The sequence below is a fragment of the Scandinavium hiltneri genome, from assembly GCF_024764835.1.
Taxonomy (GTDB): Bacteria; Pseudomonadota; Gammaproteobacteria; order Enterobacterales; family Enterobacteriaceae; genus Scandinavium; species Scandinavium hiltneri.
On record NZ_JALIGE010000070.1, the window covers coordinates 93,485 to 117,006 of the forward strand.

Annotated in this window: 20 protein-coding genes; 13 read left to right on the forward strand and 7 right to left on the reverse strand. The window is 54.0% G+C overall.

Annotated features, from left to right (window positions below; all coding sequences use genetic code 11):
* Position 1: 1 nt before the first annotated feature.
* Both aceE and pdhR read right to left on the reverse strand, forming a co-directional pair.
* Positions 2 to 2,665, reverse strand: coding sequence for a pyruvate dehydrogenase (acetyl-transferring), homodimeric type (gene aceE, locus MUU47_RS06315; protein WP_258987345.1), 2,664 nt, complete (start codon positions 2,663 to 2,665; stop codon positions 2 to 4).
* Between the two features lie 164 nt (positions 2,666 to 2,829).
* Positions 2,830 to 3,594, reverse strand: a complete 765-nt coding sequence (gene pdhR, locus MUU47_RS06320; RefSeq protein ID WP_110510788.1) for a pyruvate dehydrogenase complex transcriptional repressor PdhR — start codon at positions 3,592 to 3,594, stop codon at positions 2,830 to 2,832.
* Between the two features lie 559 nt (positions 3,595 to 4,153).
* Between pdhR and aroP the strand changes: the two genes are divergently transcribed.
* The 6 genes from aroP to MUU47_RS06350 all read left to right on the forward strand — a co-directional run bounded on the left by aroP (position 4,154) and on the right by MUU47_RS06350 (position 11,834).
* The gene (gene aroP, locus MUU47_RS06325; RefSeq protein WP_258987347.1) at positions 4,154 to 5,521 is read left to right on the forward strand and encodes an aromatic amino acid transporter AroP; all 1,368 of its coding nucleotides are present in this window, start codon (positions 4,154 to 4,156) and stop codon (positions 5,519 to 5,521) included.
* Between the two features lie 104 nt (positions 5,522 to 5,625).
* Positions 5,626 to 6,666: a LacI family DNA-binding transcriptional regulator gene (locus MUU47_RS06330; protein ID WP_258987348.1), complete on the forward strand. Its 1,041-nt coding sequence runs from the start codon at positions 5,626 to 5,628 to the stop codon at positions 6,664 to 6,666.
* 174 nt (positions 6,667 to 6,840) lie between these two features.
* Entirely contained in the window at positions 6,841 to 7,911 is a 1,071-nt protein-coding gene (locus tag MUU47_RS06335) for an SIS domain-containing protein (protein WP_258987350.1), read from the forward strand.
* Positions 7,912 to 7,950: 39 nt separating this feature from the next.
* Positions 7,951 to 9,318, forward strand: a complete 1,368-nt coding sequence (locus tag MUU47_RS06340) for a PTS transporter subunit EIIC (protein ID WP_258987351.1) — start codon at positions 7,951 to 7,953, stop codon at positions 9,316 to 9,318.
* 165 nt (positions 9,319 to 9,483) lie between these two features.
* A complete protein-coding gene (locus MUU47_RS06345) occupies positions 9,484 to 10,887 on the forward strand; it encodes a glycoside-pentoside-hexuronide (GPH):cation symporter (protein WP_258987352.1) in 1,404 nt (467 codons plus the stop codon).
* On the forward strand, positions 10,884 to 11,834 hold the full coding sequence (locus MUU47_RS06350) for a glycoside hydrolase family 43 protein (protein ID WP_258987353.1): 951 nt from the start codon (positions 10,884 to 10,886) through the stop codon (positions 11,832 to 11,834). The genes MUU47_RS06345 and MUU47_RS06350 overlap by 4 nt, the downstream gene beginning before the upstream one ends.
* A gap of 46 nt (positions 11,835 to 11,880) precedes the next feature.
* Here MUU47_RS06350 and ampE read toward each other — a convergent pair whose 3' ends face one another.
* Entirely contained in the window at positions 11,881 to 12,735 is an 855-nt protein-coding gene (gene ampE, locus MUU47_RS06355; protein WP_258987354.1) for a beta-lactamase regulator AmpE, read from the reverse strand.
* Positions 12,732 to 13,295: a 1,6-anhydro-N-acetylmuramyl-L-alanine amidase AmpD gene (gene ampD, locus MUU47_RS06360; protein ID WP_258987355.1), complete on the reverse strand. Its 564-nt coding sequence runs from the start codon at positions 13,293 to 13,295 to the stop codon at positions 12,732 to 12,734. Before ampD ends, ampE begins: the two co-directional genes overlap by 4 nt.
* A gap of 87 nt (positions 13,296 to 13,382) precedes the next feature.
* Between ampD and nadC the strand changes: the two genes are divergently transcribed.
* From nadC to hofC, 4 genes are all read left to right on the forward strand, one after another.
* Positions 13,383 to 14,276: a carboxylating nicotinate-nucleotide diphosphorylase gene (gene nadC, locus MUU47_RS06365; protein ID WP_258987356.1), complete on the forward strand. Its 894-nt coding sequence runs from the start codon at positions 13,383 to 13,385 to the stop codon at positions 14,274 to 14,276.
* Between the two features lie 158 nt (positions 14,277 to 14,434).
* A complete protein-coding gene (ppdD, locus tag MUU47_RS06370) occupies positions 14,435 to 14,872 on the forward strand; it encodes a prepilin peptidase-dependent pilin (RefSeq protein ID WP_258987357.1) in 438 nt (145 codons plus the stop codon).
* Between the two features lie 9 nt (positions 14,873 to 14,881).
* On the forward strand, positions 14,882 to 16,267 hold the full coding sequence (gene gspE, locus MUU47_RS06375; RefSeq protein ID WP_258987358.1) for a type II secretion system protein GspE: 1,386 nt from the start codon (positions 14,882 to 14,884) through the stop codon (positions 16,265 to 16,267).
* Positions 16,257 to 17,456, forward strand: a complete 1,200-nt coding sequence (hofC, locus tag MUU47_RS06380; protein ID WP_258987359.1) for a protein transport protein HofC — start codon at positions 16,257 to 16,259, stop codon at positions 17,454 to 17,456. Before gspE ends, hofC begins: the two co-directional genes overlap by 11 nt.
* 34 nt (positions 17,457 to 17,490) lie before the next feature.
* Here hofC and MUU47_RS06385 read toward each other — a convergent pair whose 3' ends face one another.
* Entirely contained in the window at positions 17,491 to 18,534 is a 1,044-nt protein-coding gene (locus MUU47_RS06385) for a GMP reductase (RefSeq protein WP_258987360.1), read from the reverse strand.
* Between the two features lie 228 nt (positions 18,535 to 18,762).
* Here MUU47_RS06385 and coaE point away from each other — a divergent pair, with 228 nt between their 5' ends.
* Genes coaE through yacG form a run of 3 tightly spaced genes read left to right on the forward strand, consistent with a single transcriptional unit; the run spans position 18,763 to position 20,330 of the window.
* Positions 18,763 to 19,383 (forward strand): dephospho-CoA kinase, encoded by a 621-nt coding sequence (gene coaE / locus MUU47_RS06390; RefSeq protein WP_258987361.1) that lies wholly within the window; start codon positions 18,763 to 18,765, stop codon positions 19,381 to 19,383.
* Positions 19,383 to 20,126, forward strand: coding sequence for a cell division protein ZapD (gene zapD / locus MUU47_RS06395; protein WP_110510774.1), 744 nt, complete (start codon positions 19,383 to 19,385; stop codon positions 20,124 to 20,126). Before coaE ends, zapD begins: the two co-directional genes overlap by 1 nt.
* A gap of 9 nt (positions 20,127 to 20,135) precedes the next feature.
* Positions 20,136 to 20,330 carry a DNA gyrase inhibitor YacG gene (gene yacG, locus MUU47_RS06400; protein ID WP_110510773.1) on the forward strand — a complete coding sequence of 65 codons (195 nt, stop codon included), beginning with the start codon at positions 20,136 to 20,138 and terminating at the stop codon, positions 20,328 to 20,330.
* On the opposite strand, the gene mutT is transcribed toward yacG, so the two are convergent.
* On the reverse strand, positions 20,327 to 20,719 hold the full coding sequence (gene mutT / locus MUU47_RS06405; protein ID WP_258987362.1) for an 8-oxo-dGTP diphosphatase MutT: 393 nt from the start codon (positions 20,717 to 20,719) through the stop codon (positions 20,327 to 20,329). The genes yacG and mutT overlap by 4 nt on opposite strands.
* Positions 20,720 to 20,789: 70 nt before the next feature.
* On the reverse strand, positions 20,790 to 23,492 hold the full coding sequence (secA, locus tag MUU47_RS06410; RefSeq protein ID WP_374684741.1) for a preprotein translocase subunit SecA: 2,703 nt from the start codon (positions 23,490 to 23,492) through the stop codon (positions 20,790 to 20,792).
* Positions 23,493 to 23,522 lie beyond the last annotated feature (30 nt).

Genomic DNA, 23,522 nt, shown 5'->3' on the forward strand with positions numbered 1-23,522 from the left:
CTTACGCCAGACGCGGGTTAACTTTATCTGCATCGATGTTGAACTTGGTGATCGCTTCCGCTACCACTTTCTTGTCGATTTCACCACGTTTGGCCAGTTCGCCCAGGGCTGCAACAACCACATAAGAAGCATCAACTTCGAAGTGGTGACGCAGGTTTTCACGGCTGTCAGAGCGACCAAAGCCGTCGGTACCCAGTACACGGTAATCATCAGCCGGTACATAAGTACGAACCTGTTCAGCAAACAGTTTCATATAGTCAGTCGATGCCACTGCCGGTGCGTCGTTCATCACCTGAGCGATGTACGGAACGCGCGGAGTTTCCATCGGGTGCAGCATGTTCCAGCGCTCACAGTCCTGACCGTCACGGGCCAGTTCGGTGAAGGAGGTGACGGAGTAAACGTCAGAGCCCACGCCGTAATCGTTGGCCAGGATCTGCGCTGCTTCACGGACGTGACGCAGGATTGAACCGGAGCCCAGCAGCTGAACTTTACCTTTGTTACCTGCAACGGTTTCGAGTTTGTAGATACCTTTACGGATACCTTCCTCGGCGCCTTCCGGCATTGCCGGCATGTGGTAGTTTTCGTTCAGCGTGGTGATGTAATAGAACACGTTCTCTTGCGCTTCACCGTACATGCGAACCAGACCGTCATGCATGATGACAGCAACTTCGTACGCGTAAGACGGGTCATAAGAGATACAGTTCGGGATAGTCAGAGACTGAATATGGCTGTGACCATCTTCGTGCTGCAGACCTTCACCGTTCAGGGTTGTACGACCGGAAGTACCACCGACCAGGAAGCCACGAGCCTGCTGATCGCCTGCCTGCCAGCACAGGTCACCGATACGCTGGAAACCGAACATGGAGTAGTAGATGTAGAACGGGATCATTGGCAGGTTGTTGGTGCTGTAAGACGTCGCAGCCGCCAGCCAGGATGCGCCAGCACCCAGTTCGTTGATGCCTTCCTGCAGGATCTGACCTTTCTCGTCTTCTTTGTAATACGCTACCTGCTCACGGTCCTGCGGGGTGTACTGCTGGCCGTTGGAGCTGTAGATACCAATCTGACGGAACAGACCTTCCATACCGAAGGTACGCGCTTCATCGGCGAGGATCGGAACCAGACGCTCTTTGATAGACGGGTTCTTCAGCATCACGTTCAGGGCACGAACGAAAGCGATAGTGGTAGAGATCTCTTTGTTCTGCTCTTCCAGCAGCTGAGAGAAGTCTGCCAGCGCAGGCATTTCCAGTTTCTCGGAGAAGTTCACCTGGCGGCTTGGCAGGTAGCCATGCAGCTTCTGACGCTGTGCGTGCAGGTAGGTGTGTTCTTCAGAACCTTCAGCGAAGGTGACGTACGGCAGTTTTTCGATGTCAGCATCGGTAACCGGTACATTGAAACGATCGCGGACGTAGCGAACGCCGTCCATGTTCATTTTCTTCACCTGGTGCGCGATGTTTTTGCCTTCGGCAGTTTCGCCCATGCCATAGCCTTTAACGGTATGTGCAAGGATGACAGTCGCTTTACCTTTGGTGTCCTGCGCGTTTTTCAGTGCAGCGTAGACTTTCTTCGGATCGTGACCACCACGGTTCAGCGCCCAGATCTGCTCATCAGTCCAGTCTGCAACCAGTGCGGCGGTTTCAGGATATTTACCGAAGAAGTGCTCACGTACGTAAGCGCCGTTTTTGGATTTGAAGGTCTGGTAGTCGCCATCAACGGTTTCGTTCATCAGCTGAATCAGCTTACCGCTGGTGTCTTTACGCAGCAGCTCATCCCAACGACCGCCCCACATGACTTTCACCACGTTCCAGCCAGCACCGCTGAAGATGCCTTCCAGTTCGTTAACGATTTTGCCGTTACCGGTGACCGGGCCATCCAGACGCTGGAGGTTACAGTTGATGATGAAGCACAGGTTATCCAGCTTGTCGCGGGTTGCGATGGTGATAGCCCCCTTGGATTCTGGTTCATCCATCTCGCCGTCGCCCAGGAAGGCATAAACGGTCTGCTTAGAGGTATCTTTCAGGCCACGGTGTTCCAGATATTTCAGGAATTTAGCCTGGTAGATAGCACCGATTGGGCCCAGACCCATGGATACGGTCGGGAACTGCCAGAATTCTGGCATCAGTTTCGGGTGCGGGTAAGAAGACAGACCGTTACCGTGAACTTCCTGACGGAAATTGTTCATCTGCTCTTCGGTCAGACGACCTTCAAGGAAGGCACGTGCGTAAACGCCTGGAGAGATGTGGCCCTGGAAGTACACCAGGTCGCCGCCGTCTTGCTCATTGCGTGCACGGAAGAAGTGGTTGTAGCACACTTCATAAATGGTCGCAGAAGACTGGAAGGAGGACATGTGGCCGCCCAGTTCCAGATCTTTTTTAGATGCGCGCAGAACGGCCATGATCGCGTTCCAGCGGATAGCTGAACGGATGCGACGTTCCAGATCCAGATCGCCCGGATATTCCGGCTCATCTTCAACGGCAATTGTATTCACATAATTGCTTGCCCCGGCTCCAGCTGCCACGCTCACACCGCCTTTGCGGGCTTCGGAAAGCAGCTGATCAATCAGATACTGAGCGCGCTCAACACCTTCTTCACGGATGACCGATTCGATCGCCTGTAGCCAGTCGCGAGTTTCGATCGGATCCACGTCATTTTGCAAACGGTCTGACATGGGGGGTATTCCTTATCTATCTAATAACGTTGATTAGTCTGGAACCTGTCCCATTGCGTTTTCTGCCCTACATATTTCGGGTTGTCTCTTTAAAAAGCGCAATAAGACAGGTTCTGCGTTTAGTTGCCGCGCTCTAAAAACTGGCGCATAAAAATCAGGTGATACTAGTCCTTCCGTTGCTGTAGGCGGCGAAGCGAGCGGTCTCGGCGACTTTGCTCACGGCTGCGGTCCAGCAAGATTTCCTCAATGAAGGCCAGGTGACGGTGCGACGCTTCTCGTGCCTGCTCCGGCTCTCTGGCCATTATCGCCTCGAAAACACGAGTGCGATGGCTGCTGACCAGCGGAAGCATTTCCCGACTGGCATACAGCAATTCAAAGTTCTGTCGAACGTTCTGCGCGAGCATAGGTTCCATGCAGCGTAGCAGATGGAGTAAGACCACATTATGGGCGGCTTCGGTGACGGCAATTTGATACTGGACGACAGCGCTGGATTCGGCATCAAGATCGCCAGACTGCTGAGCGACTTCAATCGCGCGATGCAGCTCGCGGATGCGCGTACGATCTTCTTCGTTACTGCGTAAAGCAGCATAGTACGCGGCAATACCTTCCAGTGCGTGGCGGGTTTCCAGCAGATCAAATTGGGATTCAGGGTGGTCGGAGAGCAATTCTACCAGCGGATCGCTGAAGCTCTGCCAAAGGCTACTTTGAACAAAGGTACCGCCTCCCTGGCGACGAAGCAGAAGGCCCTTCGCTTCGAGACGTTGGATCGCCTCACGCAGAGAGGGTCGGGACACGTCGAACTGTTTTGCCAGTTCGCGTTCAGGCGGGAGTTTTTCACCGGGGCGCAACGTCCCCTCAAGAATCAAAAACTCCAGCTGCTGCTCAATCACATCGGATAATTTTGGTTGGCGGATTTTGCTGTAGGCCATGGTTCCCTGTCTCAAGCCATTTTACCCGGAGTCAATTGGTCTTACCAATTCATAGTTCGTGACGCTAAAGTAACAAAGTATTCACCTTCTGTCCATACAGGTTTTGATTGAAATCAGTAAACCCGGCACATTTTAACAACCTTACAGAAGACACGTTTCAGAAATGTAACTTTGCACAAATGTCGCGTTTACCTATAAAGGAGGATATTTAACCTGGCGGAAACGAAAAATGTGCAGCCTGAACCGATTCAACACTACAAAAAATGCATGAAAATTCATGTTCTCCCGGTAAATCCTGAATATCAAAAGGCCGAGCACCGCTCTTCCTGCATTTACATTTGCTTTCTTTTTATGCAACTCGTCATCACCCCTTCATAAAGCAGGTGCATTCAGGCGCGCTTACCACTATTCTCCCAACTGCGGAAGAGTCTTGAATAACTTTCAGGCCTCTGCTCTGTAAAAAATAATGTACAGGATATGGAAAGTTCATAACGACACGCGCTGAGAATCTGAATTCTTATAAAAGCGTAGAAAAATCAATTACTCACGAGGTTTCATAATGGAAGGTCAACAGCAAGGCGAACAGCTGAAGCGCGGCCTTAAAAACCGCCACATTCAGCTGATTGCGCTGGGTGGAGCTATCGGAACGGGCCTGTTTCTGGGCAGCGCCTCCGTTATTCAATCCGCAGGACCGGGGATTATTCTCGGCTATGCGATAGCAGGTTTTGTGGCTTTTCTGATCATGCGTCAGTTAGGTGAAATGGTGGTAGAAGAGCCTGTAGCGGGTTCTTTCAGCCACTTTGCCTACAAGTACTGGGGCAACTTTGCCGGTTTCGCCTCCGGCTGGAACTACTGGGTGCTGTACGTGCTGGTCGCGATGGCCGAGCTGACGGCGGTCGGGAAATACATCCAGTTCTGGTGGCCTGAAATCCCAACCTGGGCGTCCGCTGCGGTGTTCTTCATCGCCATTAACCTCATCAACCTGACCAACGTTAAAGTGTTCGGTGAGATGGAGTTCTGGTTTGCGATTATCAAAGTGGTCGCAGTTGTAGCAATGATCCTGTTCGGCGGCTGGCTGCTGTTCAGCGGCAACGGTGGCCCGCAGGCTACCGTGCGCAACCTCTGGGATCAGGGCGGTTTCCTGCCACACGGCATACACGGGCTGGTGATGATGATGGCGATCATCATGTTCTCCTTCGGCGGCCTGGAGCTGGTCGGCATTACCGCCGCTGAAGCCGATGACCCGCAGAAAAGCATCCCAAAAGCCACCAACCAGGTTATCTACCGTATCCTGATTTTCTATGTGGGCTCGCTGGCGGTGTTGTTGTCGCTGCTGCCGTGGACGCGCGTAACCTCAGACACCAGCCCGTTCGTGCTTATCTTCCACGAACTCGGCGACACCTTCGTGGCTAACGCCCTGAACGTGGTGGTGCTGACCGCCGCGCTGTCGGTGTATAACAGCTGTGTTTACTGCAACAGCCGTATGCTGTTCGGCCTGGCGCAGCAGGGCAACGCGCCGAAAGCGCTGTCTAAAGTCGACAAACGTGGCGTGCCGGTTAACACCATTCTGGTTTCTGCGCTGTTCACCGCGCTGTGCGTGCTGATCAACTACCTGGCGCCGGAATCCGCATTTGGCCTGCTGATGGCACTGGTGGTTTCTGCTCTGGTAATTAACTGGGCGATGATTAGCCTGGCGCACATCAAATTCCGCCGCGCGAAGAAACAGCAGGGCGTCACCACGCGCTTCCCTGCCCTGTTCTATCCGCTGGGGAACTGGATTTGCCTGTTTACCGTTGCTGCGGTGCTGGTCATCATGCTGATGACGCCGGGCATGGCCATCTCCGTGTATCTGATCCCGGTGTGGATTGTGATTCTGGGCATTGGCTACATGGTTAAACAGAAAGGGGCTAAAGCCGTCCGCGCTTAATCCTTTCGCGCTCTGTACCTCATTGCGGGTACAGAGCATTTCTCCCCCGTCCAAAAAGAGGTACCATCCAGCGGTAACAGCCGACAAAAGGATGCGTGCGACCGATGAAAAAGAACCTGACGATCAAAGACATTGCCGAACTGGCGAACGTCTCCATCGCGACTGTTTCACGGGTGCTGAACAACAACAGCTGGGTGTCCGACAAGACGCGCGAGAAAGTGCAGAAGGTCATCGACGATCACAATTTCAGCCCGAACCTGATGGCCCGCAGCATGATCTCCCGCAAGAGCATGACGCTGGCCGTTGTGGTTTCCGACATCACCAGCCCTTACTTCGCTACTCTGGTCGAACAGATTGAAAAAGCCTGTTTGCAGGCGGGCTACAAAATCGTGCTGTTCGATACGCAATCTGCCAACAAGCGCACCGATTCAAGCCAGGTGATTGCCGAAGATCAGATTTTCAGCAGCATCATCGACAGCCAGCTCGACGGGGTAATTATCCTCGGCGGCAACATCGACTACCTGAACATCCCTGAAGGTTATCTCGACGGTTTACAGAAACTTATCGCCACGCTGCCGGTGATTGTGGTGGGTCGCAAACTGGCTCATTACGATTACACCTGCCTGCAGCGCGATCAGGTGAACTGTGTGAAAATGGTCACCGAATATCTGCTGGAGAAAGGCCATCGCGACATCGCGTTTATCGGCGGTTCGCCGGGCGTATACATGACCGGCCAGCGCGTCAGTGCCTTCCTCAACACCCTGCGACAGGCTGAGATCGACGCAGACAACGCGCACATTATCGAAACCAACTTCTACTCCCAGCATGGTTATGAGGCCATTTCGCGACTGCTGAAATCCGGGCGCGCCCTGCCCCAGGCGTTACTGGCGATCAACGACCGTGTGGCGATGGGTGCCATTCGTGCTCTCAAAGACAATGGCCTGAATGTGCCGGACGATATCGCCGTCGCCAGCTGTGAATACTTCCCCGGCAGCGAATATTATATTCCGCGCCTGACTACCGTTGATCATCAGAATAATGTGTTAGGTCAGCAGGTTATCCGTCAAATGATGACCCTGTTGCAGGACATGTTGCCCGAAAATCTCGATATTTCTCCTCAGCTCATTACGGGTGAATCTGCATAAATCTCTCTGCATTTTTGCCCGGTGGCGCAACGCTAACCGGGCCTACTAACATCCTATCGCGCACAAATTATTCAGATCTTCATCACAGATCCCAACTTGTCAAATTGACCCATTATTTTCTTTCGTCATATTTTACTGAAAACGTTTTCAGGTTTTCAGTGCAGAGAGGGCAAGATGAAACCGACCATGATGACTTACATCCACGAAGAGCACGCGACACTGTCGCAAATTCTGAATAACTACCCAGCGTCAATCCCGGCAATCGAAGACGAGAATGAGTGGCTGCTGCTGGCCACCGGCTCCAGTGTCAATGCGGCGGTCAGCGCCAAGTACTACATCGAAAGCCTGTCTAATGTACGCGTGACTATCGCTGAGCCGTTCCACTATCAGCATTTCGAGAAGCATAATCCTGCCATTCGTACGGTGGTGGCGGTTTCGCAAAGCGGGGAAAGCACCTCGACCCTGCATGCTCTGGCGGCGCTGAAAAAACATTACCCGGTGAAAACCGTTGGGGTGACCAGCAAACCGCAAAGCGAGCTGGCAAAAACCGCAGATACCTTTGTGCTGCTGGATATCGGTGAAGAGCGCGTGGGCTACGTGACCAAAGGCTACGTCGCCACCATTCTGACGTTGATGCTGATGGGCCTGCGCCATGCTCACGCCGTTGGGGCGATTGATGATGCGCGTGAGCTGCAAGAGCTGGCGACATTGCGCGAAGCCGTGAACGCAATCCCGGCCATCATCGACACCACCGAATCATTTTTCACCCGCTGGCAGGACAGCCTCATCGCCTCCCCACGCTTCACCAGCATCGGCTACGGCCCGGCGGTTGGCGTGTGCATGGAGATGGCGACCAAATTCACTGAAACCGTGCGCGTGCCGTCTCAGGGCATTGAAATGGAAGTGTTTATGCACGGCCCGTATTTCGAAATTAACCCGCAGCACCGACTGTTTTTCCTCGATGTGCCGAGCGTGGCCCGCGAACGTCTGAACCTGCTGCGCCAGTACGAACAGCGCCACACCCATTACGTTTACACCGTCACGCCGGGCAGCAGCGACGACCCGCATACGCTGGCGCTGAATGTCGATGTGCCGGAAACCGTGCTGCCGCTGCTGATGATTATCCCGTTCCAGATCCTCGCCCATCACATCGCCGAGGGGAAAGGCAATAACCTGCCGCAGCGCATCTTTACCGACTTTGGCATTGCCGTAAAAAGTAAAACCAAACCTGGCGACTACGCCTGATTAGCCGACCGTACCCTCTGACTTATAAGGTGCTTCACCATGGCGACTTCATACTTACCCATAGCAGAGCAGATCCTCGCCGCCGTTGGCGGTAAGGAAAACGTGGTTCACGCCACCCATTGCGCCACCCGTCTGCGGCTGAACCTGAAAGACGACAGCAAAATCAATGAAGAGCAGCTGTACACGCTGCCAGAAGTGGTGAAGCTGGTGAACAACGGCAGCCAGTTCCAGATTGTTATCGGCCCTAAAGTTGAGAAAGTGTTCGCGGCGATGAGCCCGATGCTGTCGGACAGCAACGCACCCGCCGAGCAGCCTGCACAAAAAAGCGCGCTGTTCAACCGAATGCTGGCGACGCTCTCCGCCATTTTCACGCCGTACATCGGCGTGCTGGCGGGCGTCGGGGTGGTCAAAGGATTGGTCGTTTTACTGCAAACGATGGATCTGATTTCCACCCAATCCTGGCTGTTCGTAGTGCTGAACGCGCTCTCAAGCGGGGTGTTCGTGATGCTGCCGCTGTTTATCGCCGTCACCGCATCCGATAAATTCAAAACCAATCGCTTTACCGCGCTGGCGCTGACCGCGGCGATGATCTTCCCGTTAACGGATGCCGCCACGCCAAACAGCATCGAGATTTTCCACCTCACCTTCCCGTTGAAAATCTATGGCGGCGCGGTGATCCCGGCAATTTTCGCGGTGTGGTTCCTGAGCTACGTCGAGCGCTGGTTTAAAAAAGTGGTTCCGGAAGTAGCGGCGCTGGTCTTCGTGCCGTGCCTGTCTCTGCTGGTGTGCGGTTTCGTGGTCTTCACGGTGATTGGCCCGATTGCCGACTACGTGGGGATTGGTATCGCCAACGGTTACACCTGGCTGTATAACCTGAGTCCGGTACTGTCCGGCGCGCTACTGGCGGGCATTGGCCAACTGTTTGTCGTGTTCGGCGTGCACTGGGGAATCATCCCGATTGCGCTTATCAATATGCAGGTCAACGGCTATGACACCGTAATGGCGATGTTTATGTCGGCGGTCATGGGCCAGTTTGGCGCGGCGTTTGGGGCCATCTTTATCGCCCGTAACCTGAAAGACAAACAGCTCGCGATTTCCGCATCTATCTCCGCGTTTTTCGGCATCACCGAACCGGCGCTGTACGGCGTAAACCTGAAATACCGGATGCTGTTTATCTTCGGCTGTATCGGTGCGGCAATGGGTGGCGCTATCACCGGCTTCCTGCGGGTTAAAACCTATAGCTTCCTGCCGGTGCTGAACGTCTTTGAGCTCGGTTTGTTCAGCGGCCCGGATTCGAAAGCCATCTACGAAGTGATTGCGATTGCAGTGGCCTTCAGCGTCCCTGCCATTCTCACCATTCTCTACGGTAAAAGCCGGATCCTGGTTTCGGCTACCGATTTACGCTAATTATCCACATGCTGTAGCGGCTGAAAACCGCTACAGCAGCATGTTACCTGCCTCACACTTTCTTCTGCACAGCTCATTTATCCATATCAGCGCCGCATTCCTGCAACGCAATATTTCCATCGCCCGTGAATAATCGACTGCATATCTCATGGCGAGGAAAGGTAGATGGATAACAACAAATTAACGGTCAAAGAAAAAATCGGCTATGGCATGGGCGACGCAGGGTGCAATATCATCTTCGGCGCCATTATGTTGTTTGTTAACTATTTTTATACCGATATCTTTGGGCTAGCGCCTGCACTTGTCGGGGTATTACTGCTGTCAATTCGCGTCATCGACGCGGTAACAGACCCGATTATGGGCGCGATGGCAGATCGCACCCGCAGCAAATATGGCCGCTTTCGTCCGTGGCTGCTGTGGATTGCGTTCCCGTATGCACTGTTCAGCGTGATGATGTTCACCACCCCGGACTGGAGCTACAGCAGCAAAGTTATCTATGCCTTCGTCACCTATTTCCTGCTGTCGATAACCTACACGGCAATCAACATTCCGTATTGCTCACTCGGCAGCGTTATCACCAATGACCCGAAAGAGCGCGTGGCGTGCCAGTCCTATCGTTTCGTGATGGTCGGCATCGCCACACTGCTGCTATCGCTGACGCTGCTGCCGATGGCCGACTGGTTTGGTGGCGATAACAAAGCCAAAGGCTACCAGATGGCGATGACCGTACTGGCGTTTATCGGCATGTGCATGTTCCTGTTCTGCTTTGCGACGGTGCGCGAACGCGTACGTCCGGCGGTGCAAACCAACGACGAATTAAAGCGCGACCTGAAAGACGTGTGGAAAAACGATCAGTGGGTGCGCATTCTGCTGCTGACCCTGAGCAACGTCTGTCCAGGCTTTATCCGCATGGCGGCGACCATGTATTACGTTACCTGGGTGATGCAGCAAAGCACCCATTTCGCGACGCTGTTTATCAGCCTCGGCGTGGTGGGCATGATGATTGGCAGTATGCTGGCGAAAGTGCTGACCGACCGCTGGTGCAAGCTGCAGGTGTTCTTCTGGACCAACATCGCGCTGGCGATTTTTTCCTGCGCCTTCTATTTCTTCGACCCGCACGCCACGATGATGATTATGGTTCTCTACTTCCTGCTCAACATCCTGCATCAGATCCCGTCCCCGCTGCACTGGTCGCTGATGGCGGACGTCGATGACTACGGCGAATGGAAAACGGGCAAACGCATCACCGGCATCAGCTTCTCGGGTAATCTGTTCTTCCTGAAAGTCGGGCTGGCGGTCGCGGGCGCGATGGTCGGCTTCCTGCTCTCCTGGTACGGTTACGATGCGGGTGCGAAAGCGCAAAGCCCGGCAGCGCTCAACGGCATTGTCCTGCTGTTCAGCATCATTCCAGGCGTGGGCTATCTGATCACTGCGGGCGTGGTGCGCCTGTTGAAAGTCGACCGTGAAATGATGAAAAAAATCCAGTCCGACCTGGAAAAACGTCGCCAGAACTATCGTGAACTGAATGATTATCAGACCGAGGCTGAACTCGTAAGGAAACCACAATGAACCACTGGCCAAACCCTTTTATTGAGCAGCGCGCGGACCCCTTTATCCTGCGCCATGACGGCCTGTATTACTTTATTGCTTCGGTGCCGGAATATGACCGGCTGGAAATTCGCCGCGCCGCTGATATCGACGGATTACGCACCGCCGAACCGGTGGTGGTCTGGCGCAAACCCGACAGCGGCCCAATGAGCCAGCTCATCTGGGCGCCAGAACTGCACTGCATCGACGGTACCTGGGTTATCTATTTTGCCGCAACGCACACCCATGATTTGGATACGCTGGGCATGTTCCAGCACCGGATGTTCGGCCTGACCTGTGACGACGCCGATCCGCTGACGGGTATGTGGTGGGAGAAAGGCCAGGTAAAGACGCAGTTTGATACTTTTGCCCTCGACGCCACGACGTTTGAGCATCAGGGAAAGCAGTGGTATCTGTGGGCGCAAAAGGCACCGGATATCGCCGGAAACACCAATCTGTATCTGGCCGAACTGGAAAATCCATGGACGATTAAGGGCACACCGGTAATGCTCAGCAAACCGGAATTTGACTGGGAGTGTCGCGGTTTTCTGGTTAACGAAGGCCCGGCAGTGCTGGTTCATAACGACAAACTGTTCGTTAGTTATTCCGCCAGCGCCACCGATGAAAACTACTGCATGGGGCTGCTGTGGATTGCGCTCGACGCCGACCCGATGCTGGCCAGCAACTGGCATAAATCACCGCAGCCGGTGTTCACGACCAGCGATGAAAACAAACAGTACGGGCCGGGGCATAACAGCTTTACTCAAACCCCGAACGGTGACGATGTGCTGGTTTATCACGCCCGCAACTACACCGAAATTGAAGGCGACCCGCTGTACGATCCAAACCGTCATACTCGCCTGAAACTGATTCGCTGGAAAGAAAACGGGATGCCTGATTTCGGCATCCCGCATGCGGATTCACTGTAAAAACAACGGCACGCTGCTAAACCCAAATAATTCGAGTTGCAGGGTATTAAACCAGCGCGCCGTAAATCGTCAGCAACGCCATGATAACCACCACCGCATAAGAGGCTTTCTTCGCCATCGACACCGCCGCTTTTGGTGTTTCCACTTTATCGACATGAGTCTCACGCGCCAGCGAGAACTGCGCCAGACGAGTCAGCACCTGATACTGCGACGTATGCCGATCGCCCAGCGAGGCGAACCACGCGGGCAGCGCTTTTTCACCATGACCAATCAGCGCGTACACAACACCCACCAGCCGCACCGGCACCCAATCCAGCACGTGCAAAATGGCATCGACAGCGGATTGCTGACGATCACGTGGCGTCTGATAACGCGCCAGCCAGCTTTGCCACGCTCGCAGGAACGCGTAGCCCATCAGCGTTGCGGGCCCGAACGGACCGCCGACTACGAACCAGAACAGCGGCGCGAGGTAGTAACGATAGTTAATCCACAGCAGCGCATTTTGCAGTTCACGCAGAAACTCTCGCTCATCACAGCCCGGCGGAACGCCATGAATTAGCGTCAACTCGGTGGCCATCGCATCACGCGCATGGGCATCGTTGCGGGAAGCGGCTTTCAGATAGGCGTGATAATGCAAACGTACCTTGCCCGCGCCAATACACAGCAGGCCAATCAGGATCCACATCACCAACAGCGGAACGTTAAACAACACCCCGAGCAGCGCGCGCTGCAACACATACACAATCGCCATCGCGATAACAGTCATCAGCACGGTGACAATAAAAGAATAGTTCTTGATGCGGCGGAAAAGAACTTCCAGCCGGTGGTCGAGTTGCCAGTGTTCGCCCAATTTGAACAAACGTTCGGCGATCAGCACCAGTAGGGTGGTAAACAGCGTCATGTCATCTCCTTATCTGACGGGTGGCTCACCAGAGAACGAAACCGTGGCCAGTCAAACGCCGGGCCAGGATCGGTTTTACGTTCAGGAGCGATATCACAGTGGCCCGTCATATTACGGGCAATCGCCGGGTAAGCCGACATCAACACTTGGGTCAGGGCCGCAAGTTGCTGATATTGTTCGTCGGTATACGCCAGAGTATCCGTGCCTTCCAGCTCAATACCAATCGAAAAATCGTTACATCTTTCGCGCCCGTTGTAGCGTGAAACACCCGCATGCCAGGCGCGTTTATCGAAGGGAACATACTGCACGATTTCGCCGTCACGGCGAATCAGACAATGGGCTGAAACGCGCAAATGGGCAATTTCGGCGAAAAAAGGGTGCGCTTCGGGGTCGATAGTTCCAGTGAATAATGCGTCAATCCACGGGCCACCAAATTCACCGGGCGGCAAACTGATATTATGAACCACCAGCAGCGAAGGCGCTTCATCATCCGGGCGGCAATCATGATGCGGCGATGGAACGCGACGGGCATTCTCCAGCCAGCCACCGTGTAACTGCATGCGGGCTCTCCTTAATCTATGGTGCAGAAATCCGGTTCAGAGTAGCATGTTTATAACTTATGATTCCTTACCATTTGGAGTTTTATCATGCCGCCTCGCCGCTACAATCCTGAGCATCGTCGTGACGTACTGCTGGAACGTATTAACCTCGATATCCCTGCTGCCGTTGCCCATGCACTCCGTGAAGATTTAGGTGGCGAAGTGAACGCCGCGAACGATATTACCGCACAGTTATTGCCGGAAGACACCCGTTCTCACGCCGTCGTAATCACCCGTGAAACGGGCGTATTCTGCGGTAAACGCTGGGTGGAAGAAGTGTTTATTCAGCTCGCCGGTGATGACGTCAGCATCATCTGGCACGTTGAGGACGGTGACTTACTGAAAGAAAATCAGCCACTGTTTGAACTGAATGGCCCATCGCGCGTACTGCTGACCGGCGAACGTACGGCGCTGAATTTTGTGCAGACCCTTTCCGGCGTCGCCAGCAACGTCCGTCGCTATGTCGATCTACTCGAAGGCACCAAAACGCAACTGCTCGACACCCGTAAAACACTACCAGGACTGCGTACCGCGCTGAAATATGCAGTGCTGTGCGGCGGCGGGACTAATCACCGTCTCGGCCTGTCGGATGCATTCTTGATTAAAGAAAACCACATCATTGCCTCCGGCTCCGTACGTCAGGCGGTGGAAAAAGCCTTCTGGCTGCACCCGGATGTGCCGGTGGAAGTCGAAGTGGAAAGTCTCGAAGAATTGCAGGCCGCGCTAAAAGCCGGGGCGGACATCATCATGCTTGATAACTTCGACATCGAACACATGCGCGAAGCGGTGAACATCACCCACGGTCAGGCTCAACTTGAAGTGTCCGGTAACGTGACCTTCGACACCATTCGTGAATTTGCTGAAACCGGCGTGGATTACATCTCCGTTGGCGCGCTCACCAAACACGTGCAGGCACTCGACCTGTCGATGCGTTTTAAATAACCTCTTTTGCGAAGGGGTTTGCGAGCCCCTTCGCAGCGAAATGTAACGCTCGTGCAATCGGCCATAAACCTCTGAAGCATCCTTCCTGATCCCTTTTTTGCTATTCGCCATCCGCATTTCTCCCTGCCAAAGTGCTCCCGTTTAACAAGGAGCGAAACATGGACAAGCAGCAAGGATTCACCCTGATCGAACTGATGGTTGTTATCGGTATCATTGCCATCCTCAGTGCCATCGGCATTCCGGCTTATCAAAACTACCTGCGAAAAGCCGCCCTCACTGACATGCTACAAACGTTTATGCCGTACCGCACCGCCATTGAGCTTTGCGCTCTCGACCATGGCGGAACCACCACCTGCGATGGAGGCACAAACGGGATCCCTTCTCCCACCACCAGCCGCTATGTCTCTGCCATGGAAGTCCAACAGGGAACGGTGACATTAACCGGCCAGGAAAGCCTGAACGGCTTAAGCGTTACCCTGAAACCCGCATGGGACAATGCGAATGGCGTAACCGGTTGGCAGCGCACATGCACCATCGCCAGCGACGGCGCTCTGCAACAGGCGTGTGAAGACGTATTCCGCTTCACGGCACCTTGAGAGGCGAAAATGAAAAACGATAAACTTCTCACGTTATGCCAGCGGTATCAGGCGGTACTGCTCAGCAATAGCGAAAAGGTTCTGAATATTGCGGTAGTCGGCACACCGCCCAGCGAGTTAATGGCTGCCCTACGGTTCTCCACGCAAAAGCGCATCGACATTGAATGTTGGGATCAGCCCCGCATGGATCAGCATCTGCATACCTCACAGGATTCACATTTACCGGCCGCCAGGGACGACAACGGCAACGTTGTTGAATTGCTGAACCAAACTTTTCAGCAGGCACTCCAGCAGCGTGCATCCGACATTCACGTCGAGCCAGGGGAAGACGTCTTGCGCATTCGGCTGCGGGTGGACGGCGTGCTGCATTCCCTGCCGGAATTATCTCCCACGCTCAGCGCTCCGCTGATTGCCCGGCTCAAAGTATTGGGCAATCTGGATATCGCCGAGCGGCGATTGCCGCAGGACGGGCAATTTACCGTCGACATCTCCGGGCGCAGCGTCTCCTTCCGCATTGCCACCCTGCCCTGTCGTGGCGGTGAAAAGGTCGTTCTCCGCCTGCTGCATCAGGTGAAGTTGGCGCTGGATATTAATACGCTGGGGATGAACAACGCCCAACTTGACGCCTTTCATCTGGCGCTGCATCAACCGCAGGGACTAATGCTGGTCACCGGCCCCACCGGCAGCGGCAAAACCGTCACGCTGTACAGTGCGCTGCAAGCACGTAATCGCCCGGAGATAAATCTGTGCAGCGTCGAAGATCCGGTGGAGATCCCGCTCGATGGCATCAATCAGACGCAGATCAACACCCGGGCAGGTCTGACTTTCCAGAGCGTTTTGCGCGCGTTGCTACGCCAGGATCCGGACGTCGTGATGGTGGGTGAAATCCGTGACACCGAAACCGCCGAAATCGCCATCAATGCCGCACAGACCGGGCATCTGGTGCTGTCGACGCTACATACCAATTCCACCACAGAAACGTTGATCCGGCTTCAGCAAATGGGCGTTGCCCGCTGGATGATCTCCTCGGCGCTGTTGCTGGTCATCGCCCAACGACTGGTGCGTCGTTTATGCCCGCATTGCTGCCAACAAGAAGGTCACTATGACGCCCTTCCGGTTTCTCTGTGGCCCAGAACATTGCCGCGCTGGCGAGCCGTCGGGTGTGAGCGCTGCTATCACGGATATCACGGGCGTATTGCGCTGTTTGAAGTACTCACCATTACCCCCTCTCTGAAACAGGCCATCGTCAGCGGTTCCAGCCCGGAAGAGGTGCAGCGTCTGGCGCGTGATTCCGGCATGATGACCCTGTTTGAACATGGCTGCGAAGCCGTCGAACAAGGGCAAACCACCGTGGAAGAACTGCTGCGGGTGATCGGCGTTCCCGATGGCGAGTAAACAGCTCTGGCACTGGCGGGGCGTGACATCGCTCGGTGAAATCCGCCAGGGTAGCGTCTGGGCAGAAAATAAAATGGCCGCGATGGCGAGTGCCGGGCGCGATGGGGTCCAGCCATTGTCACTCACTCGCCGGGCTACCCGAAAATCACACTGGCGGGCGCAATACAGCAGCGAACTGATGCAGCAACTGGCCACATTGCTGCAGGCAGGGCTGACGCTTTCAGAGAGTTTGATGCTGTTGGCTGAACAGCATCCTGTCGCGCAGTGGCAGGCAATGATGCAGGATCTGGCCCAACGCCTGGCGCACGGCGCGTCACTCTCCGACGCTATGCAGCAGTGGCCAGAGGCTTTTCCACCGCTGTACCACACGCTGATCCAGGCCGGAGAAATGACCGGTAAGCTCGATTATTGCTGCGCCCATCTTGCCCGTCAGCAAGAAGAACAACATAAGCTGAGTCAAAAGGTGAAAAAGGCACTGCGCTATCCGCTGATCATACTGCTACTGGCGTTATTAGTGGTGATTGGGATGAGTGCCTTTGTATTGCCGGAGTTTGCCGCCATTTATCGCACATTTAATACGCCACTTCCGATACTGACTCAGATGGTGATGTCGATGTCAGCCGGAGTACAACATGGTTTACCGCTGATTGGATTACTGGCAACGCTGCCTTTTTTACTGCGCCCGGTTTTGCGACGTAGCCCGTACTGGCAAAGGCTTCGGCCGCAACTGTTGTTAGCGCTTCCGGTGGTGTCCGGACTGATTCGCGGACAAAGACTCAGCCAGATTTATACCGTTCTCGCCCTAACGCAGAACGCCGGGATCCCTTTTCTGCAAGGGCTGGAAAGCGTGGAAAAGACCCTGACCTGCTCGTGGTGGCGCGATGTTATCCATCAGACCAGCGAATCAATCGCCAAGGGGAGTGCCATCTGGCAAGCAATGGAGCAGCAAAAAATCTTTACGCCGCTGTGTAAGCAGCTGGTCAGAACCGGCGAGGTCTCGGGCTCTCTCGATAAAATGCTCGAGAATCTGGCGCACTATCACAGTGATCAAACGCATCAGCAGGCAGAAAATCTGGCAACGCTACTCGAACCAGTGATGTTACTGGTGACGGGAATTATTATCGGCACACTGGTGGTGGCAATGTACCTGCCAATATTTCATCTGGGGGATGCTATCAGTGGAGGGTAATCGCTGGCGTAAGATACGCCAGCGATTTACGGCATTACAGGCTGTTGAACACGCGGTTCTCTTGTTCCTGTACGCGGATAAAGGTCGTGCGTTTGGTCAGCTCTTTCAGGCGTGATGCACCGACGTAGGTACATGCAGAACGTAGGCCACCGAGGACATCACGGGCGGTATTTTCTACCGGGCCACGCAGTGCCAGCTTAACGGTTTTACCTTCTGCCGCGCGGTATTTAGCAACACCACCGACGTGACGATTCATCGCGGACTCGGAGCTCATACCGTAGAACAGCATGAATTTTTCGCCGTTCTCTTCAACTACAGTGCCGCCGCTTTCTTCGTGACCAGCCAGCATACCGCCCAGCATCACGAAATCTGCGCCGCCGCCAAAGGCTTTCGCTACGTCGCCCGGGGTCGTACAGCCGCCATCACTTACGATCTGACCGCCGAGGCCGTGCGCCGCATCGGCACATTCGATAACAGCAGACAGCTGCGGGTAGCCTACACCCGTTTTTACACGGGTGGTGCAAACGGAACCAGGACCAATACCGACTTTCACGATGTCAGCGCCAGCCAGGATCAGCTCTTCACACATCTCACCGGTAACGACGTTACCCGCACAGATGGTTTTGGTCGGCCAGGCTTCACGCGCTTTAATCAGGAACTGAACGAAGTGTTCGGAATAACCGTTCGCCACGTCGATGCAGACGAAGTTCAGCGCAGAATGCAGATTGAGGATCTGTTTGGTTTTTTCGAAATCCGCGTCGGACGTACCGGTAGAAACCATTACGTGTTTCAGCACATTTTCAGACTCGCTGTCCGCAAAGGCTTTCCAGTCTTCAACAGAATAGTGTTTGTGCACGGCGGTCAGAATACCAAAGGACGCCAGGGCTTTCGCCATTGCGAATGTGCCAACCGTATCCATGTTTGCAGCAATGATTGGAACGCCAGACCATTTCTGACCAGAATGCTTAAAGGTGTATTCGCGTTCCAGCTCAACTTCGGAACGGCTTTTGAGGGTAGAGCGTTTAGGACGGATAAGAACGTCTTTAAAACCTAACTTCAGATCTTCTTCGATACGCATGTACGGATTCCTGGGGTTAGAGGCAAAAATGGACTAAGCACAACTCCAGTGACGTTATCATACGCAGTAATCATCCCTTCGCAAGACTGCGATTTTCACTTTTTTTACGCTACAATCGTATAAATTTACCTGGTGAACAGCGATTTTAACGTGTTCCATTTTGGTCACCGCAAAGCTTAATTTTAACCGGTTGATTTGTAGCGATAATTATTCACAGGATAGGGTTGTATGGGGTATACAGTCGCGTTAACGGGTGGCATCGGGAGCGGAAAAAGCACCGTTGCGAACGCCTTTGCCGACTTAGGCGTAAGCGTTATTGATGCCGATATCATCGCTCGTCAGGTTGTCGAACGCGGAACGCCGGCGTTACAGTCCATTGTCAGCCACTTTGGTGATACGCTACGCTTGCCTGATGGCAGCCTCAATCGTCGTCAGCTTCGGGAGCGTATTTTCGCTAATGCCGCAGAGAAATCCTGGCTTAATGCCCTTCTCCACCCTCTGATCCAGCAGGAAACACAGCGTCAGATGCAGCAGGCAACTTCGCCTTATGTTCTGTGGGTGGTTCCGCTGTTGGTGGAAAATCAGCTCTGGCAAAAAGCTGACCGAGTGTTGGTGGTCGATGTTTCTGAGGAAACACAGCTCCAGCGCACGATGCAGCGCGATAATGTGTCAGAAGCACATGCAAAACAGATCCTAGCCGCCCAGGCCACGCGTGAACAGCGCCTTGCCGTGGCGGACGACGTTATTGATAACAACGGCGCACCAGATGCCATCGCATTGGATGTAGCCCGCCTGCACGACAGCTATCTGAAGCTGGCTTGTCAGGCCGATTCACAGGAAAAATCGTAATGCACACCCACGTCCTCTTTGAACATCCCCTGAATGAGAAAATGCGCACCTGGTTACGCATTGAGTTCCTGGTTCAGCAACTGAATTGCAACCTGCCTGTACGCGATCATGCCAGCGCATTGCATTTTTTTAGAAACATTGGGGACTTACTGGATGTGTTCGAACGCGGTGAAGTTCGTACAGATTTACTGAAGGAGCTGGAGCGCCAGCAGCGTAAACTGAAGCAGTGGGATGAAGTCCCTGGCGTCGACAAAAGCCGTATTGAATCCCTGCGCCAACAACTCAAAAACAGCAGCAGCATTCTTATGACTGCCCCGCGCGTAGGCCAGCTGTTGCGCGAAGACAAACTGATTGCTCTGGTGCGCCAGCGTCTGAGCATTCCCGGTGGCTGCTGTAGTTTTGATTTACCCACGCTGCACATCTGGCTGCATGCCCCACAGTCGAAGCGCGATGCGCAGGTAACACATTGGCTGGAAAGCCTTGAGCCAATGAATCAGGCGCTGACGCTTATCGTCGATCTTATCCGTAATTCCGCGGCGTTCCGTAAGCAAACTAGCCTGAATGGTTTCTTCCAGGATAACGGCGAAGATGCCGATCTTCTGCGTCTCCAGCTGGTGCTTGACGATCAGCTTTATCCGCAAATCTCCGGCCACAAGAGCCGTTTTGCCATCCGTTTCCTGCCTCTGGACAGTGAAAATGGCACTGTTCCAGAGCGTCTGGATTTCGAACTGGCTTGTTGTTAAGGAATCATCATGAGCGAAGTGATTAACGTAAACTGCCCCACCTGCGGCAAAAGCATCATCTGGGGCGAACAGAGTCCGTTCCGCCCCTTCTGCTGCAAACGCTGCCAGCTGATCGATTTAGGTGAGTGGGCCGCCGAAGAGAAGCGGATCCCAAGCAGCGGCGATCTGTCTGAAAGCGACGACTGGAGCGAAGAGCAGATTTAAGCCTGCGCTATCAGTTTGGCAATAACCGGTCCGTTGGCGGGTGGAAACTCTTCTGCCAACAGATCTTTCTGTGCGACCCAGCGTCCCGGTTGACCTTCTTTCCCCCAAGGCTCGCCCTGCCAGCTATCCACCAGCCAGAACCACAGCGTGATATGCCGGTCCGGAAATTCAAACTCCAGCTTATCAAACAGCATTGCAGATTCCGGCAAGATCCCCACTTCTTCGAATAACTCTCGCGCCAGTGCCAGCTCCGGGCTTTCACCCTCTTCAATCTTCCCACCCGGGAACTCCCACATGTTTGCCATATGCGCATCGGCGGCACGCTGGGTGATAAAAATTTCGCCCGCAGCGTTACGCAGGATCCCGGTTGAAATTTGCAGTTTTTTCATTGTCTTCATTCCATAAAAAAGGCGCTGTCACCAGCGCCTTTGTTTCGCAGATCTGAGTGTTTAGCAGAGCTTAGTTGATACGACCATGGCACTGCTTATATTTTTTACCTGAACCGCACGGACACGGATCGTTGCGACCGACTTTACGCTCGCCGGTTTGGGCAGCCAGCTCTTCGGAGACAGCGGTGTTGTCATCAGCATGGCTAAGCTGCTGCATCTGTGCCAGACGCTCAGCTTCTTCGCGGCGCTGTTCTTCCATCGCTTCGACTTCTTCCGGCATGCGCACCTGCACTTTGCACAGGGTGCTGATCACTTCATATTTCAGTGTTTCGAGCATGGCCGCAAACATGGAGAACGATTCGCGCTTGTACTCCTGTTTAGGATCTTTCTGCGCATAACCACGCAGATGGATACCCTGACGCAGGTAGTCCATCGCTGCCAGGTGCTCTTTCCACAGGGAGTCGAGTGTCTGCAGCATTACGCCTTTCTCAAAGTGGCGCATCATTTCGGTGCCAACCACTTCTTCTTTACGCTGGTAGACTTCGATTCCACTCTGCAGAATACGCTCACGCAGTGTTTCTTCGTGCAGATCTGGCTCTTTATCCAGCCACTCTTTGATTGGCATTTCGAGGTCGAAATCGTTTTTCAGGCGTTCCTGAAGGCCCTCAACATCCCACATTTCTTCCAGAGACTGTGGTGGAATGTGGGCGTCAATGGTGGTTTTGAACACGTCTTCACGGATGCTGGCGATGGTTTCGCTCACATCAGACACGTCCAGCAGTTCGTTACGCTGGGAGTAGATCGCACGACGCTGATCGTTCGCCACATCATCATATTCCAGCAGCTGCTTACGAATATCGAAGTTACGGCTTTCCACTTTGCGCTGTGCGTTAGCAATCGCTTTGGTCACCCATGGGTGCTCAATCGCTTCGCCAGGTTTCATACCCAGCTTACGCATCATACCGGAAACGCGATCGGAGGCGAAGATACGCATCAGGGCATCTTCCATCGACAGGTAGAAGCGGGAAGAACCGGCATCACCCTGACGACCTGCTCGACCACGCAGCTGGTTATCGATACGGCGAGATTCGTGGCGCTCAGTACCAATGATATGCAGACCGCCGGATGCCAGAACAGCATCGTGACGCACCTGCCAGTCTGCTTTAATCTGGGCTACCTTCTCAGGCGTTGGCTCTTCCAGAGCGGCAACTTCTTCCTGCCAGCTACCGCCCAGCACGATATCCGTACCACGGCCCGCCATGTTGGTTGCGATTGTCACTGACGCCGGATAACCCGCCTGAGCAACGATACCTGCTTCGTTGGCGTGGAATTTGGCGTTCAGAACGTTGTGCTTGATACCCGCTTTGGTCAGCTCGTTTGAAACCACTTCGGATTTCTCGATGGAGATGGTCCCCACCAGTACTGGCTGGCCGTTCGCTGTACGCTCTTTAATGTCTTCGATAATCGCGCCGATTTTGTCCAGCTCGGTCATGTAGACCAGGTCCGGCATATCTTTACGAATCATTGGGCGGTTGGTCGGCACTACGATGGTGTCGAGTTTATAGATGGAGCTGAACTCGAACGCTTCGGTATCCGCAGTACCTGTCATACCCGCCAGCTTTTCATACAGACGGAAGTAGTTCTGGAAAGTAATGGAAGCCAACGTCTGGTTTTCGTTCTGAATGTCCACGCCTTCTTTGGCTTCAACCGCCTGATGCAGACCGTCAGACCAGCGACGACCCTGCATGGTACGGCCGGTGTGTTCATCGACGATGATCACTTCGCCATCTTTCACGATGTAGTCGACATCACGGGTGAACAGCACGTGGGCACGCAGCGCGGCGGTTACGTGGTGCATCAGCATGATGTTGGTTGGAGAGTACAGGGACTCACCTTCTTCCATAATGCCTTCTCTCACCAGCAGTTCTTCTACCAGCACCAGACCACGTTCGGTGATGTTAACCTGACGCGATTTCTCATCCACGGAGAAGTGGCCTTCACCCTGGAAGGTGTCAGAGTCTTCTTTTTCCTGACGAATCAGATACGGGATAATTTTGTTTACCTGCTTGTACATCTCGGAGCTGTCTTCAGCCGGGCCGGAGATGATAAGCGGGGTACGCGCTTCATCGATGAGGATTGAATCCACTTCATCGACCAATGCGTAATGCAGTTTACGCTGAACGCGTTCATCAGGGCTGAATGCCATGTTATCGCGCAGGTAGTCGAAACCGTATTCGTTGTTGGTACCATAAGTGATGTCGGCGGCGTACGCTTCACGCTTCGCTGGAGCGGGCATACCGGACATGTTTACCGCAACGCTCATCCCCAGGAACTCAAACAGCGGACGGTTGTTTTCAGCATCACGCTGTGCCAGATAGTCGTTGACGGTGACCACGTGAACGCCTTTACCTGACAGGGCATTGACGTACGCAGGCAGCGTTGCGGTCAGGGTTTTACCTTCACCTGTACGCATTTCCGCGATGCAGCGGTCATTCAGAACCATACCGCCGAGCAGCTGTACGTCGAAGTGACGCATGCCGAAGACACGTTTACTGGCTTCACGGACGACCGCGAAAGCTTCTGGGATCAGGCTTTCCACGGTTGCGCCTTTTTCCAGGCGTTCACGGAATTCGTTGGTTTTTGCTTTCAGCTCGTCATCAGAGAGCTTTTCCAGCGCAGGTTCCATGGCATTGATTTGTACGACGGTTTTGCGCATACGGCGCAGTGTACGATCGTTACGGCTACCGAAAACTTTGGTCAATAAATTAAGCATAATTAAAATCTCAATCGCCCCGCCTTGCGG